This window comes from Streptomyces showdoensis, from assembly GCF_039535475.1.
Lineage (GTDB): Bacteria > Actinomycetota > Actinomycetes > Streptomycetales > Streptomycetaceae > Streptomyces > Streptomyces showdoensis.
This window is the reverse complement of the sequence record NZ_BAAAXG010000002.1, coordinates 344363-359378: the sequence shown is the minus strand read 5'-3', so window position 1 is coordinate 359378 and position 15016 is coordinate 344363. Positions and strand designations below refer to the sequence as shown.

Genomic DNA, 15016 nt, shown 5'->3' with positions numbered 1-15016 from the left:
GGCGGCCGGTGGCGGGACGTCAGCGCAGGGGGCGGAAGAACGTGCGCAGTTCGCCGGCGACCTGGTCGGGTTCCTCGTACGCCATGAAGTGGCCGCCCCGGCCCGGGGTGCTCCAGTGCCTCAGGTCGTGGAAGACCCGCTCGGCGAGGCTACGGGGGTAGTCCGCGTAGGCGGGTTCGTGGCTGAGCGTGACGGCCGCCGGGACCCGGACGGGCGACACGGCCCGGTTGTGGCGGTGGTAGTCGTAGTACTGCCGGAACGAGGAGCCGATCGTGCCGGTGGCCCAGTAGAGGGTGACGACGGTCAGCAGGGTGTGGCGGTCCCAGCGCGTCTCCAGGTCGCCGCCGCAGTCGCTCCAGTCGCGGTACTTGTCGGAGATCCAGGCGAGCAGCCCCGCCGGCGAGTCACGCAGGGCGGCCGCGAGGGTGTCGGGGCGGGTGCACATGATCTCGCTGTAGCCCCCGTCCTCCCGGTCGTAGGCGTCGAGGGCCTCCAGGTAGGCGCTTTCACGGGCGGTCGGCGGCTGGGCGTCGAAGTCCGCGGAGACGACGGCGGAGGTGATGTGCACGCCCACCACCGCCTCGGGGTGCAGGGCGCCGAGCCACTGGGTGACACCGCCCCCGATGTCGCCGCCGAAGGCGCCGTAGCGCTCGTAGCCGAGGACCTCGGTCATCAGGGTGTGCCAGGTCTCGGCGACGCCCCTGCGGGTGAACGGGCCGTCGGGCAGGTCCGAGTAGAGGAAGCCCGGCAGGGACGGGATCACGACGTCCACGGCGTCGGCGGGGTCGCCGCCGTGCGCGCCCGGGTCGGCGAGCCGTTCGGCGAGCGGCAGCAGCTCGACGAAGCTGCTCGGCCAGCCGTGGCTCAGGATCAGCGGCAGCGGGGCGGGCCCGTCGGGGGCGGTGCCGCGCCTGGCCCGCAGGTGCACGAAGTGCACGGCCCGGCCGGCGATGTCGGCGCGGAACTGCGGGAAGGCGTTGAGCTGGTCCTCGGCCTTGGCCCAGTCGAAGCCGTCGGCCCAGTGGGCGACGAGCTCGCGCAGCCAGCCGGGGTCGGTACCGGCGGCCCAGTAGGCGGAGTCGGACGGCTCGGTGAAGAGCGTGCGGGTGAGTCGGGCGCGCAGATCGCGCAGGACGTCCTCGGACACGGAGATCCGGAAGGGGGTGACAGTCATGGTTCCTTCGCTGGGGGTGCTCGACGGTGCGGGCGCTCCCGGCGCGGGTCAGCGTGACGCGGCGGCGGGGAGGGCCCGTGCGGGGTACTGCTCGCGCATCTGGGGCTCACCTCCCGGTACGGCGTGGGGTCGACGCGGCGTGTGCCGCGGACCGTGCTGGGCTCGAACCTACCTGTCGCGGCGGCCCGGCGCATCCCGAAAAGGACGCGCAGGTCACGTGCCACGCGCGACCGCCCCCGGCCGGAGTGGCGCGGGGGCGGGTCGGTGGACCGCTCGGCGTGGGCCGTGCGGTCGGGTCAGGCCTTGACGATGCCGGACTCGGCGACCTTGATGGTGCCGCGGGTGGCGCCGGTCTGGGAGCCGAGGGACTCGATCTTCTTGACGAGCTCGGTGCCCTCGACGACCTCGCCGAAGACGACGTGCTTGCCGTCCAGCCAGTCGGTCACGATGGTGGTGATGAAGAACTGCGAGCCGTTGGTGTTGCGGCCGGCGTTCGCCATCGAGAGCAGGAACGGGCGGTCGTGCTTGAGGGTGAAGTTCTCGTCGGCGAACTTCTCGCCGTAGATGCTCTTGCCACCGGTGCCGTTGCCGTTGGTGAAGTCACCGCCCTGGAGCATGAAGGCGGGGATGACGCGGTGGAACGGGGAGCCCGCGTAGCCGAAGCCGTGCTCGCCGGTGGCCAGCTCGCGGAAGTTGCGCGCCGTCTTGGGGACGACGTCGTCGAACAGCTTGAAGACGATCCGGCCGGCCGGCTCGTCGTTGATGGTGATGTCGAAGTAAACGTTCTCGCTCATGAGGACATCCTGTCATTCCCCCGGCACTCCTCGCGCACGGGCCACCCCCGCCCGAGTGGCGGGGCCGGGCCCGTCAGAGGAGGCCGCCGGCCTCCGGGGCCTGCGCCACGCCGTCGCCGGCCTGGACGGTGTCGTCCAGGAGCGAGTCGATCTCCTGGTCGCCCTGGAGGATCTGGTCCTCCTGCAGGAGACCGGTGACGGCGTCGCCGGGGCCGTGCTCCGCGGCGTCGGCGTGCGGGGCCGGCGAGACGAGGGCGGTGACGACACCGGCGGCGAGGGAGGCGATGGCGAGCATGCTGCGCTTCTTCATGGGCTGTGCAACTGCGGAAGGGCGCCGAGGTTACGGCCGCCGCGTGGATTCTCGTGCGCATAGTGAATCAAGTCCGGAAATTCGCAAATCGGACGGAACCATACGGCTGGGGTGAATGTCCTTCCCAGTGACACCACTGTCCCCATGCAGTCACAGAAGAAGTCCGGGGGACGCCATGTTCCACCACCGCCAGACCCTCGCGGCCACGGCCGCGGGCATCCTCCTCGCCGCCGGGACCGGCGCCACGGTCCCGGCGGACGCCGGGGCCGCCCCCGCCCCCTCGACGCGCCCTCCGGCCACGGCCCGGGTCGTCGACGTCCGCTGGGGCGGCCACCCCACCTTCGACCGGCTGGTCGTCGACGTCCGGGGCAGCCTGCCTCCGGTGAGCGTCCGGCCGGTGAAGGTGCTGCGCTACGACGGCTCGGGCCACCGGGTCCCGCTCCCGGGAAGGTTCTTCCTGGAGATCGCCCTCTCGCCCGCCACCGCCCACGACCAGTCCGGACGGTCCGTGTACAAGGGACCCCGGCTCACCACGATCCGGCTCCCCGCCCTCAAGGGCGTCGCCCTCACCGGCGACTTCGAGGGCGTGGTGACCATCGGAGCGGCCTTCGACACCAAGCCCGCGTACACGTCCTTCACCCTGCACTCGCCGGAGCGCTTCGTGCTCGACGTCGCCCACCCTCCCGCTCACTGCCCGAGGTGAGCCCCCTCCCTCCGCCCCGGGGCGGGACCGTCGCGTGCGACGGCCCCGCCCCCGTCGTCGGGGCCCGGCCCGTCAGAGCTCCTCGGCCGCCTCCACGTACACGGTCGTGCCCGTCCGGCGGGCCCGGTCGATCTCGGCGAGCCGCCGGAAGTTCCCCGGGGGCATCTCCCGCTCCCACTCGGCGAGCGTGCGCAGCCGGTACTCGCTGTGCTCCTCGGGGTCGAGGACGACGGCGGCGATCTGCGCGTCGGTCAGCTCGCCGCCGTCGAAGATGAAGCCGATGTGGTTGGCCGGCCAGTGGTCGCCCCGGTCGGAGGTGAAGTGGGTGCCCAGAAGCCGCGGTTCCCCCTCGTGGACCAGCCCGGTCTCCTCCCGGCACTCCCGCACGGCCGTCTCCCAGGGGGTCTCCCCGGGGTCCATGTTCCCGCCGGGCCACTGCCACAGCCCGGTCTCGTAGGTGGCGCGCAGCTGGAAGGGGCGGCCCTGGGTGTCGGTGAAGTAGAGGCATGCGTACGCGGTCGCTCTCGGCAGCGTCGCGATGTACTCGGCGGGCGGCAGCCAGGTGTTCGCCATGGGCGGCTCTCTCTCGACGGAGCAGGGGGATGGGATCGGCTCCCATCCAAGCGGTCCGGGAGGCCCCGCCGGGCGCCGCGCGAAGGCATCACCGGATCGTGTGATCACCGGCTGCGCCGGGGCCCGGGGCGGATCCGGGCTCGCGCCGCGCGGCGCAGGCGGCGCAGGACGAGGTGTTCGTGGACGAGGCGGCCGACGAGGGCGCCTCCGTACACGACGAAGCCGACGCCGACGAGCCAGGACTGCAGGACGAGGACGGTGCCGAACTGGCCGTAGGTGACGGCGTTGGAGGCGATGAGCGGGGAGAAGACGAACTGGGAGAAGATCCGCAGGCCGAGGAGGCCAAGGGCGGTCAGGACGGCGCCGGGCAGCAGGGCGCGCCAGCGGATCCGGCCGCAGAGGAGAAGGCGCTGGGACCACCAGAAGAAGAGGAAGGTGCCCACGAGGTCGCCGAGGGCGACGAGGACGGTGACGCCGGCGGGGGACTCCTCGGGAGCCGGGTTGGCGACGAAGAGGAGCAGGGCGGCGACGAGGACGGCGAGCCAGACGACGTGGCGCCACATGGTGTGCCAGCGGGCGGTGGGCAGGTCCCAGACGCGTTCGTAGCCGGTCTGGACGGCGGAGCCGAAGGTCACCCCGAAGGCGGCGAGGGCGGCGAGGCCGAAGGCGGTGGTGCGCTGGAGGGCCTGCCCCGGCTGGCCGAAGAGCAGCTCGACCTCCTCCTGGGAGACCTGGGAGACGCCCAGGCCCTGGATGAGCCAGCGGGCGAAGCCCTGGCCGCTGGCGAGGTCGGCGGCGGCCACGACGATGAGGAGCGGGACGAGGGTGAGCAGGCTGAGTGCCGCGAACCCCATGGCGCGGTGCATGAGTTCCATCGCCCGCCCGCGGTTCCAGGCGAGTCCGACCGGAGAGGTGAGGAGGCGTTCGTGCAGCCGGTGGAACCAGTGGCCGTGCTCGGCGGGGGCACCGTCGTGCGGCGCACCGGAATTCGGGGGCATGTCTCGTCGAGTACCCCGTCGACCGGTGGAACCCGCCCGGCATGCCGCCGATCGGGTGGAGGGCGGGGGGCGGGCGGGTTCCGGGGCGGGTCAGTCGCGCCGGGGGCGGGCGGCGGGGCCGGGGCGGACGGTCACCTGGTACGGGGTGAGGGTCGTGTGGTCCTCGTCGGCGCAGACGACCTCGACGCGCACGGGGGCGCCGCAGTCGGCGTGGCGGATGTCGAGCGGGGTGCCCGCGGGGTCGCCGGCGTGGCTGTCGCCCCACTGCTTGAGGGCGAGCAGGACGGGCCAGAGGTCCCGTCCCTTGGAGGTGAGGCGGTACTGGGAGCGGGTGCGGGCCCCGGGTTCGCGGTAGGGCTCGGCGCGCAGGATGCCGGCGGCGACCAGCTTGCGGAGCCGGTCGGCGAGGACGGCCTCGGAGAGTCCGAGGTGGCGGCGGAAGTCGTCGTAGCGGCGCACTCCGTTGAAGGCGTCCCGCAGGATGAGCAGGGACCACTTCTCGCCCACCAGGTCGAGGGCGCGCCGGACCGGGCAGTTCTCGGTGTCCATCTCCAGGTACTGCATCGCCCCACTGTAGACAGCTGGCTGCGATGTTGACAGTCAGCCGACACCCCCTCTAGCTTCGATCTTCGAAGTCAGTTCTCGGATCACGGGCACGCCGGAGCACGGCCGGGCCCCGGCGGAGGGAAGCGCGATGGAGCGGTCACGGACGGTGCACTGGCAGGACGCGGCGGCCACCGCGGGTGCCGCGGGCACGATGGCGGGGCTGGAGTTCCTGCGCGAGATCGCCGCGGGCCGTCTCCCCGGAGCGCCGATCGGCGCGCTGCTGGGCTTCGGCCTGGAGGAGGTCGAGCACGGGCGGGCGGTGTTCAGCTTCGAGCCGGGCGAGGAGCACTACAACCCCATCGGCAGCGTGCACGGCGGGGTCTACGCGACGCTGCTCGACTCCGCGGCCGGCTGCGCGGTGCACTCCACGCTCCCCCAGGGCATGGCGTACACCTCGCTGGACCTGTCGACCCGTTTCCTGCGGCCGATCACCCTGGGCACGGGCAAGGTGCGCGCGATCGGCACGGTGCTGAGCCAGGGCCGGCGCACGGCGCTCGCGGAGGCGGGCCTGTACGACTCCCAGGACCGGCTGCTCGGCCATGCGACCAGCACCTGCATGATCTTCCCGATGGGCTAGGAAACCCGGACCGTCCGTCAGCAGCGGATGCGGGTGCGCGTGCAGTGGTCCGGGGCCGGGTCGTGGGCGGGATAGGGCGCGCCGGTCGCCTGGAGAGCGGCGCTCACCAGGGTGGCCAGCAGGTCGATGTCCGAGCCCATGTCCAGACGGACCGTCACCCAGCCCGAGCCGGCCCGCAGTCTCAGCGCGCTCGACCCGAGGAGGGCCGGGCGCAGCCGGGCGATCATGGCGCGGGTGAGGTGGACATCGGCCTCGTGTTCGCCGTGGAAGTGCACGATCTCCTGCGTCGCGGTGCGCAGTCCGAGCTCGGCACCGCACGGCGCGCGGTCGGCGATCAGCGAGGGCCAGCTCATCAGGCGTTCACTGGCGTGCCTGGCTGTGTTCATACGAGGAGCGTGCCCCTCCCCGGGGGCGTGCACAAGCGCCTTGCGGAAAGAATCCCGCCGAGGCTTGAAACCGCCGACTCGGGTCAGGGCGCGGGGCGTTCGCGGACCCGGGCCGCGAGCACCGCGACGTCGTCCTCCGCGGTGTGCGCGTCGAGTCGGCGCAGCACGTCGTCGACGACCGCCTCGGGGCCGGAACCCGCCGGTAGCCTCAGCGCGGCGAGGCGGGCCAGGGAGTGGTCGATGTCCTCCCCGCGCCGCTCGACCAGCCCGTCGGTGAACAGCAGCAGGGTGTCGGCCGGGGCGAGGGTGCGGACGGCGGGTTCGTAGCCGCCGAGGCCGGTGCCGAGCGGCGGGCCCACCGGGAGGTCCACCAGTTCGGCCGAGCCGTCGGCGGCGAAGACGACCGGCGGGAGGTGGCCCGCGCTGGCGAAGGTCGCGGTGGAGCGGGCCGGATCGACCTGGATCAGCAGGCAGGTGGCGGGACGGCGGCCCTCGTCCTCGGCGACGACGGCGTCCAGTTGGCGCAGCACCCGGTGCGGGGGCAGGTCGGTGGCGGCCACCTCGCGCAGCGCGGTCCGGTAGGCGTTCATGTCGACGGCGGCGTCCAGGCCGTGCCCCATGACGTCGCCGACCACGAGCAGGCTGCGCCCGAAGTGGAGCCGGACCGTCTCGAACCAGTCGCCGCCGACGAGGGTGCGCGGCCCGGCCGGGAGGTAGCGCCCGGCGATCTCCAGGTTGGGGTGGGGCCGGCCCGGCTCGGCGACCAGGGCGCGCTGCAGATGCAGCGCGGTGGCCTCGGTGGCGGCCAGCCGGCGGGCGTGGCCGAGGTGGAGGGCAGCGAGCCGTACGGCGTGGGCGACGACCGCGCTCTCGTGCGCGGTGAAGGCACGACCGGTCCTGGCCACCCGGACCCGCCCCAGGTCCTCCCCGTCGCGCGCGAGCATCGGCAGCAGGAGCACCGCGGGCGCGGGCGATCCGTCCAGGAGGGCGGTGTCACCGGCCGTCGCCGCCCGCAGGGGCGGGGCGCCGTCCGGCGACCCGAGGTCGACGGCCACCGCGTCGGCTACCCGGCGGACCAGGAAACCGGCCAGCTCGGCGCAGACGGTCCGCTCGTCGAGCGCGGTGCCGATCTCGGCCGCCGCGTGCTCCATGGCGTCGAGCCGGGCGAGGACGGCCTCGTACTCCCCCTCCGGCCAGGCCCGCTCCCCAGCTCGCTCCGCCACCGCACCTCCACCGCCGTTCCCCTCACCCCCATTCCACCAGCGGCCCGCCCGCCGCGCGCGCGGCACCCCCCGGACCAGCGCCGGGTCACCCTCCGTGGAGCGGGGCGTCCGACTCCGGGCGGTCGGCGGCCCCGGGCGGGTACGCTGCCACTACTGGCCGGTAACTCACCTGTGCATCTCGGGGGAACAGCTATGACGACCGGGTACTTCCACTCCGTCGACGAGGTCGCCGAGCGGCTCGCCGCCACCGGCTACCTGGCCTCGCCCGCCGTCGCCACCACCGTCTTCCTCGCCGACCGGCTCGGCAAGCCGCTGCTCGTCGAGGGGCCCGCCGGAGTCGGCAAGACCGAGCTCGCCAAGGCGGTCGCCGAGGTCGCCGGAGCGAATCTGGTGCGGCTCCAGTGCTACGAGGGCGTCGACGAGTCCCGCGCCCTCTACGAGTGGAACCACGCCAAGCAGCTGCTGCGGATCACCGCCGGCCGCGGCGAGAGCTGGGACGAGACCCGCACCGACATCTTCGGCGAGGAGTTCCTGCTGCCCCGCCCGCTGCTCACCGCGATCCGCTCCGAGGAGCCGACCGTGCTGCTGATCGACGAGACCGACAAGGCCGACGTCGAGGTCGAGGGGCTGCTCCTGGAGGTGCTGAGCGACTTCCAGATCACCGTCCCCGAGCTCGGCACCGTCTCCGCCACCCGCCGCCCCTTCGTCGTGCTCACCTCCAACGCGAGCCGCGAGCTCTCCGAGGCCCTGCGGCGCCGCTGCCTCTTCCTCCACATCGGCTTCCCCGAGGAGGAGTTGGAGCGGCGGATCGTGCGGAGCAAGGTGCCCGGCATCGACGAGGCCCTCACCTCCTCGGTGGTCCGCGTGGTGGGCGCGCTGCGCGCGATGGACCTGCGCAAGGCGCCCTCCGTGGCCGAGACCGTCGACTGGGCCCGCACCCTGCTCGCGCTCGGCGCGGACGCCGTGTCCGACGAGGTCGTGCGCAGCAGCCTCGGCGTGATCCTCAAGCACCAGGAGGACATCCTGAAGGCGGCGGCCAAGCTGGACCTGGACACGCTGTGACCGCCGCCGACCGGGTCACCGGCCTGGTGCGGGCGCTGCGGGCGCACGGCTTCGGGATCGGCACCGGCGAGACCGTCGACGCGGGCCTCGCGCTCGAGGCGGTCGGCTTCGAGGACCGGGAGCGGATGCGGGCCGCGCTCGCGGCGACGCTGCTGCACGGCGAGGACCGGCGGCCCGTGTTCGACCGGGTCTTCGACCTGTACTTCCCGCTCGTCGAGGCCCTGCCCGGAGAGGCCGGGGCGGAGGACGGCGGGCGGCGGGACGGCGAACGTGCGGACGGCGACCCGGCCGACGGCGGCGCGGCCCGCCCTCCGGCCGAGGCCGCCGAGGCCGCCGATCCCGCCCGCCTGCGCGAGCAGCTGCGCGAACGGCTCGCCGCCGCGCTCGCCACGGGCGACGACGCGGCGCTGAACCGGCTGGCCGGCGAGGCGGTGGGCGGGCTCGGCGGATACGGCTCCTCCCCCGGGTCGGACGGCTGGTCCTCGTACCAGACGCTCTCCCGGCTGCGGCCCGAGACGCTGCTCGCCCGGATCCGGGCGATGCTCCGCGAGGGCGACGCGGGGGAGCCGGAGTTCGCCGACCGGCTGACCGACGACGAGATCCGCAAGCGCATCGAGGACTTCCGCGACCGGGTGCGGACCGAGGCGCGCCGCCGGGTGGCCGAGCGCCAGGGCCGGGACCGGGTGGCCCGCCGGGCGGTCGGCACCACGCCCGACCGGATCGACTTCCTCCTCGCCGGGCGGGACCAGCTCGACGAGCTGCGGCGTACGGTGCGGCCGCTGGCCCGGCTGCTCGCGACCCGGCTCGCGGCGCGCCGCCGCCGGGCCGCGCGGGGCGAGATCGACCTGCGCCGCACCCTGCGCCGCTCGCTGTCCACCGGCGGCGTGCCGATGCGCCCGGTGCTGCGGCGGCGACGGCCCGGACGGCCCGAACTGGTGCTGCTGTGCGACGTCTCGGGTTCCGTCGCGGGCTTCGCCCACTTCACGATGCTGTTGGTGCAGGCGCTGCACGACCAGTTCAGCCGGGTCCGGGTCTTCGCCTTCGTCAACCGGACCGACGAGGTGACGGACCTGGTGGCCCGGGACCGGGCGGACCCGGCCGGGCTCGGCGCGCGGATCCTCGCGGAGGCGACCGTCACCGGCTGGCACGGGCAGAGCGACTACGGGACGGCACTCGACGAGTTCACCGAGCGCTACGCGGACGCACTGGGCCCGCGTACCGTCGTGTTCGTGCTCGGGGACGCCCGGACCAACCACAGCGACCCCCGGCTCCCGGCGCTCGAACTGATCGCCTCCCGGGCCCGCCGGGTGTACTGGCTCAACCCCGAGCAGCGCTCCCTGTGGTCGACCGGCGACTCGGTCGCCCACACCTACGCGGAGATCGTCGACATGCGGCCCTGCCGTGACGCGCGGCAGCTCGGGGAGCTCATCGGCCGGCTGCTCCCGGTCTGAGCACCACCCGGTCGGCCGCAGCGGGTAGCGTGAGCGGCATGGAACTCTCGGGTGAGATCACGGCCGGCCGTCCCCTGCTCGTCCTCGCGGTCAAGGAGGAGGCGCAGTACCTGGACACGGATCTGCCGATCCTGCTCACGGGCATGGGCAAGGTCAACGCGGCGACGGCGCTCTCCACCGTGCTCGCCCGCGGGCCGCGCCCCTCCGAGGTCGTCAACCTGGGCACGGCGGGCGCGCTGCGCCCCGGCATGACCGGCACCCACGTCGTCGGCACGGTCATCCAGCACGACCTGGACGGCGCGCTGCTCGCCACCCTCACCGGCGAGACCTACGGGGAGCCGCTCAGCCTGCCGGCCGGCGGCGACGTCGTCCTCGCGACCGGTGACGCGTTCATCTCGGACGAGGCCGCGCGGGAGCGGCTCGCGGCCCGGGCCGCCCTGGTGGACATGGAGGGGTACGCCCTGGCCACCGCAGCCTGCCTCGCCGGGGTCCCGGTCCGGCTGGTGAAGCACGTCAGCGACGAGGCGGGCGAGGGCGCGGCCCGCAGCTGGCGCGAGTCGGTCGCCGAATGCGCCCGCGCGCTCGCGGACTGGGCGGCGGCGAACACGGCGTACCGGGCGTAGCCCGCCGCTCCCCCCGCCCCCCACCGCCGCTACCCCCGCCCCCACGCCCGCTCCCGCGCTGCCCGGGCGGTCGCGGCGGCAGGCGGGCCGACCAGCGGATCCGCCCGAACGTCCGCCAGTCAGAACCGCCTTGACATCCCGGAACCGTGCCTGCCTAAGCTGGGGCGTTCCCTTCCGGACCCTGGAGGCTCCCGTGCCCGCACCCCTCGCCGCGCCGCGTCGCGGTCGTGGTGTCGTGTGGGCGGGGGCTCTGCTGAGCTGCCGGCGGCATGTCGACTTCTGCCGCACCGCCTCCGCCATCTGTCCTTCCGCACACCGCTGAATCCCACCCCGGCACCGCGCCCGCGCGCGGTCCCGGGCCGGCGCCCGCCGTGCCGTCACGGCTCCGGGCGGCGCGCCGTCGCGTTTCGCCGTGTCGTTCCGGAAGGACCCCCATGCCTCACCCTGCCCTGCACCTGGCCGTCGAGATCGACGGCGACGGTGCCCATCCCGCCGCGTGGCGCCGCGCCGCCCACGCCCCCGGAGAGCTGCTGACGCCGCGCCGGACCGCCCAGGTGGCGGCCGTCGCCGAGAACGCCGGCTTCACCCTGGTCACCCTCGACGACTCCGTCCTGCCGCCCGCCTCGGCCGCCGTCGGCGGACCCGCGGGGCGGATCGGGGCGGTGGAACGGGCCGCGTTCATCGCCGCGTCCACCAGCGTGATCGGCGTGGCGCCGGTCCTCGCGACGACCTACGCCGAACCGTTCCACGTCTCGACCCGGATCGCCTCGCTCGACCACGTCTCGGTCGGCCGGGCCGGCTGGGTGCTCGGGGTGGAGGAGAGCGCCGAGGCCGCCCGCGCCTGGGGACGGCCCCGGGTGGAGGGCGAGCCGGCGCTGCGCCGCGAGGCGCTGGACGGACTCCAGGTGGCGCGTGACCTGTGGGACTCGTGGGAGGACGACGCCGTCATCCGGTCCGTCGCCACGAGCCGCTACCTCGACCGCGAGCGGCTGCACTACGTCGACTTCGAGGGCGAGACGTACAGCGTGAAGGGCCCGGCGATCGTGCCGCGTCCCCCGCAGGGCAGGCCGGTGGTCCTGGCGCCCGCCGGGCTCGTCCCGCCCGGGCTCGTGGACGTGGCCCTGGTCGAGGGCTCCTCGCCCGCGGTCCTCGGCGAGGCCGCGGCCGCCTCCGGGGCGCCGCTGGCGTTCGCCGAGCTGGAGGTCGCCCTGGACACCCCGGGCGAGACGGCCGCCGAGCGGATCGCGGACCTGGACCGCTTCGCCGCCTGGGACGAGGGCGCGGGCCGGCCGCCCGGCCGGCTGCGGTACACCGGCTCCGCGCAGGGGCTGGCCGATCTGCTGGAGGAGCTGAGCGCCGTGGTCGACGGGGTGCGGCTGCACCCGCTGGTGCTCGACGAGGACCTGGCGGTGCTCTCCCGGCTGGTGCTCCCCGAGCTGTTCGTACGCCGGATCGCCGCGCGGCCGCTGCCGGGCACCACCCTGCGCACCACCCTCGGACTCCCCCGGCCCGAGAGCCGCTTCGCCACCACGGCCTCCGCCTCCGCGACCGCCGCCTCCGCCACCACGCCCGCCACCACCCGGGAGGGGAACCGATGACCGGCACCGACCCGCACGACGTCCCCCGTCCCGACGCCCGGCTGCACTTCGGCGTCTTCTTCCAGGGCGTCAACCACTGGACCATCTGGTCCGACCCCGCCAGCGGCTCCCAGATCGACCCGGCCTCCTTCCGGAAGGTCGCCCAGACCGCCGAACGCGGCCTGTTCGACGCCTTCTTCCTCGGCGACGGGCTGCGGCTGCGCGAGACCGACGGGCACATCCACGACCTGGACGTCGCCGGGCGGCCCGACTCCCTCGCCCAGCTCGCCGCGCTCGCGGCCGTCACCCACCGGATCGGCCTGGTCTCCACCTCCAACACGACCTTCAACGAGCCGGGCGACCTGGCCCACCGGCTCGCGAGCCTCGACCTGCTCTCCGGGGGCCGCGCCGGCTGGAACGTCGTGACCACGGACAACGCCTGGACCGGCGCCAACTTCCGGCGCGGCGGCTTCCTCGACCACGCCGACCGGTACACGCGCGCCGAGGAGTTCCTCAAGGTTGCCCGCGCGATCTGGGACGGCTGGGCGGAGGGCGCCGTCACCGACTCGGTCGAGGCCCGCAGCTGGTCGGTGCCGGGCACGATAGGCCGGGTGCGGGCTGCGGGGGCGCAGTTCGACGTCGACCTGGTGCCGGCGCTGCCGCGCAGCGCCCAGGGGCATCCAGTGATCTTCCAGGCGGGCGACTCGCCGGACGGCCGGGACTTCGCGGCGCGCAACGCGGACGTCATCTTCTCCGCGCACGGGCGGGACTTCGACGACGCGCTCGGCTTCGCCGAGGACATCCGGCGACGGCTGCGCGCGGCGGGACGTCCGGAGGACGCGCTGCGCATCCTGCCCGCCACGGAGATCGTCATCGGCGCGACCGAGAAGGAGGCGGAGGAGAAGGCCCGCTGGGTGCGCCTGGAGCAGGTCACCCCGGCGACGGCCCTGGCCGTCGCGAGCCGGCTGTGGAACCTGGACCTCTCGGAGCGCGACGCGGACGGGCCGCTGCCCGCGGAGGACCCGGTCGTCGAGGAGAACACGGGCGCGTTCGGCTCGGCGCGGATCGCGGACCCGCGGGGCGTGGTGGCCGAATGGCGGGCCAGGGCGGAGGCCAACGGCTGGTCGCTGCGGGAGACGGTGATCGAGCTCGGTCCCCAGCGGGGTCACGTCGGCACGGCCGCCGGACTCGCCGAGAAGTTCGCCCGCTGGGTGCGGCACGGGGCCCTGGACGGCTTCAACATCTCGCCGTACCTGATCCCGGACGGCCTGGACGACATCGTGGACCTGCTGGTCCCGGAGCTCCAGGAGCGCGGGGCGTACCGCACGGCGTACACGGGGACGACGCTGCGGGAGCACCTCGAGCTGCCGCCCCTGGCCTGAGCCCGACGGCCGGAACCCTCCTTGCGCGGGATACCCCCTGGGGGTAGAAATGGATCAACGGAATACCCCTTGGGGGTATCACGCGCACACGCTCAGGAGGTTCCCATGTCCGCTTTCTCCACCACGTACAAGGTTTCCGGTGTCAACAGCGGTCACTGCAAGGCGATCGTCTCCGAGGCCCTGCGCGGACTGGACGGCGTCGACACCGTGAGCGTGGAGATCTCCACCGGCCTGGTCACCGTCAACACCAGCGCCGAGCCGGATGACGCGCTGATCTCCACGACCATCGACGACGCGGGCTACGACTTCCACGGCCGCGCCTGACCGGGGGCCGGGGTCCAGGAGGTGACCGGGGAGGGGCCGGGCGCACCGCACCCGGCCCCTCCCCGGCGTCCGGGTCCCGCCCGCTACCCCTGCGCCGCCGCGCCGGCCGCGGGGGGCCCGGCGGCCGGTTCCGGCGGCCGGACGAGGAGCAGCGCGGCCACGTCGTCGTCGAGGCCGTCCGCGCCGTAGGCGGCGAGGTCGTCCTGGAGCAGCGGCAGGACCCGGTCGGCCGGCACGTCCGCCCAGCCGCGGAGCCGGTCCTCCAGCGGGTAGAACACGCCCGCCTTGTCCCGGGTCTCGCTGACCCCGTCGGTGAACAGCAGCAGCCGGTCCCCCGGTCCGAACGGCGCCTGCTCCACGCGGTGCCGGGAGGTGCACAGCCCGGCCAGGTTGACGGGCAACGACGGGTCGGTCAGCTCGACGGGCCGCACCCGTCCCCCGTGCTGGAGGAGCGGGGCCGGGTGGCCGAGGCTCAGCAGGCGGACGACGTCCTCGTCGTCGGGGAGTTCGAGGAGCAGGACGGTGGCGAAGCGCTCGGTGACGTCGGATTCGGGGTCCCAGGTGCCGTACCGCTCCAGGCCCTCTTCGAGCCGGTCGGCGAGGGCCGGGAGGTCGGGCGCGTCGGTGACGGCGCCGCGGTAGGAGCCGAGCAGCACGGAGGCGCTCTCCACGGCACCGAGGCCCTTGCCCTGGACGTCGCCGAGCATGACGCGGACGGCGCCGGGGACCCGTACCGCCTCGTAGAAGTCGCCGCCGATCCGGGCCTTCGCGGCGGCGGCGAGGTACAGCAGGTGCAGTTCGACCCGGCCGAGCCGGGGGGCCAGCGGGCGCAGCAGCACCCGCTGGACGACCTCGGCGACGGCCGTGACCTCCCGCATGTCCTGCTCGTAGCGGGCGCGGACCCGGCTGACCCAGACGGCGGCGGCGATGACGGCGGCCAGCACGGCCTCGGCCGCGAGGATGTCCTGCGCGGGATCGCCCTGCGCCAGGGCGAGGGCCAGCCGCAGCACCATCGCGAGCAGGCCGATGGCGACGGTCCCGCGCACGTTCCAGGTGACGGCGGCGAGCGCGGGGCCGATGACGAGCAGCCGGTCGAAGTGCTGCCCCTGCGAGGTGACGAGGTCGACGACCACCACGAGCGCGAGGGCCAGCAGGGGCAGCGCGAGACCGATGGTGAACTGGGTGCGCGTCCCCTTGGGCGTGGTGAGACGGTGACCACCTGTGGGCATTGACTGATCGTACGTACGGGGCGG

17 protein-coding genes are annotated in these 15016 nt (G+C 74.4%); 8 read left to right on the top strand and 9 right to left on the bottom strand.

Going from position 1 to position 15016, the window contains the following annotated elements:
- Positions 1 to 19: 19 nt before the first annotated feature.
- From ABD981_RS01670 to ABD981_RS01660, 3 genes are all read right to left on the bottom strand, one after another.
- A complete protein-coding gene (locus ABD981_RS01670; RefSeq protein WP_046910046.1) occupies positions 20 to 1174 on the bottom strand; it encodes an epoxide hydrolase family protein in 1155 nt (384 codons plus the stop codon).
- Positions 1175 to 1470: 296 nt separating this feature from the next.
- On the bottom strand, positions 1471 to 1968 hold the full coding sequence (locus ABD981_RS01665; protein WP_046910045.1) for a peptidylprolyl isomerase: 498 nt from the start codon (positions 1966 to 1968) through the stop codon (positions 1471 to 1473).
- Between the two features lie 73 nt (positions 1969 to 2041).
- Positions 2042 to 2278: a hypothetical protein gene (locus ABD981_RS01660; protein WP_240495366.1), complete on the bottom strand. Its 237-nt coding sequence runs from the start codon at positions 2276 to 2278 to the stop codon at positions 2042 to 2044.
- A gap of 175 nt (positions 2279 to 2453) precedes the next feature.
- On the opposite strand from ABD981_RS01660, the gene ABD981_RS01655 reads away from it, so the two are divergent.
- Positions 2454 to 2981 (top strand): AMIN-like domain-containing (lipo)protein, encoded by a 528-nt coding sequence (locus tag ABD981_RS01655; protein ID WP_046910043.1) that lies wholly within the window; start codon positions 2454 to 2456, stop codon positions 2979 to 2981.
- Between the two features lie 72 nt (positions 2982 to 3053).
- Here ABD981_RS01655 and ABD981_RS01650 read toward each other — a convergent pair whose 3' ends face one another.
- The 3 genes from ABD981_RS01650 to ABD981_RS01640 form a co-directional block, all read right to left on the bottom strand.
- Positions 3054 to 3554, bottom strand: a complete 501-nt coding sequence (locus ABD981_RS01650; protein WP_046910042.1) for an NUDIX domain-containing protein — start codon at positions 3552 to 3554, stop codon at positions 3054 to 3056.
- A 104-nt stretch (positions 3555 to 3658) separates the two neighbouring features.
- Positions 3659 to 4552, bottom strand: coding sequence for a YhjD/YihY/BrkB family envelope integrity protein (locus ABD981_RS01645; RefSeq protein WP_046910041.1), 894 nt, complete (start codon positions 4550 to 4552; stop codon positions 3659 to 3661).
- Positions 4553 to 4642: 90 nt separating this feature from the next.
- Positions 4643 to 5116, bottom strand: a complete 474-nt coding sequence (locus tag ABD981_RS01640) for a winged helix-turn-helix transcriptional regulator (protein ID WP_046910040.1) — start codon at positions 5114 to 5116, stop codon at positions 4643 to 4645.
- A gap of 130 nt (positions 5117 to 5246) precedes the next feature.
- Between ABD981_RS01640 and ABD981_RS01635 the strand changes: the two genes are divergently transcribed.
- A complete protein-coding gene (locus ABD981_RS01635; RefSeq protein ID WP_046910039.1) occupies positions 5247 to 5735 on the top strand; it encodes a PaaI family thioesterase in 489 nt (162 codons plus the stop codon).
- 17 nt (positions 5736 to 5752) lie between these two features.
- On the opposite strand, the gene ABD981_RS01630 is transcribed toward ABD981_RS01635, so the two are convergent.
- Both ABD981_RS01630 and ABD981_RS01625 read right to left on the bottom strand, forming a co-directional pair.
- On the bottom strand, positions 5753 to 6121 hold the full coding sequence (locus ABD981_RS01630) for a luciferase domain-containing protein (RefSeq protein ID WP_046910038.1): 369 nt from the start codon (positions 6119 to 6121) through the stop codon (positions 5753 to 5755).
- An 83-nt stretch (positions 6122 to 6204) separates the two neighbouring features.
- On the bottom strand, positions 6205 to 7344 hold the full coding sequence (locus tag ABD981_RS01625) for a PP2C family protein-serine/threonine phosphatase (RefSeq protein ID WP_046910037.1): 1140 nt from the start codon (positions 7342 to 7344) through the stop codon (positions 6205 to 6207).
- A 192-nt stretch (positions 7345 to 7536) separates the two neighbouring features.
- Between ABD981_RS01625 and ABD981_RS01620 the strand changes: the two genes are divergently transcribed.
- From ABD981_RS01620 to ABD981_RS01595, 6 genes are all read left to right on the top strand, one after another.
- Positions 7537 to 8406: an AAA family ATPase gene (locus ABD981_RS01620; protein WP_046910036.1), complete on the top strand. Its 870-nt coding sequence runs from the start codon at positions 7537 to 7539 to the stop codon at positions 8404 to 8406.
- Positions 8403 to 9857, top strand: coding sequence for a vWA domain-containing protein (locus tag ABD981_RS01615; protein ID WP_046910035.1), 1455 nt, complete (start codon positions 8403 to 8405; stop codon positions 9855 to 9857). The genes ABD981_RS01620 and ABD981_RS01615 overlap by 4 nt, the downstream gene beginning before the upstream one ends.
- A gap of 38 nt (positions 9858 to 9895) precedes the next feature.
- Positions 9896 to 10480 carry a nucleosidase gene (locus tag ABD981_RS01610; protein ID WP_240495365.1) on the top strand — a complete coding sequence of 195 codons (585 nt, stop codon included), beginning with the start codon at positions 9896 to 9898 and terminating at the stop codon, positions 10478 to 10480.
- A gap of 434 nt (positions 10481 to 10914) precedes the next feature.
- Positions 10915 to 12078 carry an LLM class flavin-dependent oxidoreductase gene (locus ABD981_RS01605; protein ID WP_046910033.1) on the top strand — a complete coding sequence of 388 codons (1164 nt, stop codon included), beginning with the start codon at positions 10915 to 10917 and terminating at the stop codon, positions 12076 to 12078.
- The gene (locus tag ABD981_RS01600; protein WP_046910032.1) at positions 12075 to 13439 is read left to right on the top strand and encodes an NtaA/DmoA family FMN-dependent monooxygenase; all 1365 of its coding nucleotides are present in this window, start codon (positions 12075 to 12077) and stop codon (positions 13437 to 13439) included. Before ABD981_RS01605 ends, ABD981_RS01600 begins: the two co-directional genes overlap by 4 nt.
- A gap of 105 nt (positions 13440 to 13544) precedes the next feature.
- Complete coding sequence (locus ABD981_RS01595; RefSeq protein WP_046910031.1) at positions 13545 to 13763, top strand: heavy-metal-associated domain-containing protein; 219 nt, start codon at positions 13545 to 13547, stop codon at positions 13761 to 13763.
- Positions 13764 to 13846: 83 nt separating this feature from the next.
- Here the strand turns inward: ABD981_RS01595 and ABD981_RS01590 are convergent, their stop codons facing one another.
- Entirely contained in the window at positions 13847 to 14992 is a 1146-nt protein-coding gene (locus ABD981_RS01590) for a PP2C family protein-serine/threonine phosphatase (RefSeq protein ID WP_046910030.1), read from the bottom strand.
- Positions 14993 to 15016: the final 24 nt, after the last annotated feature.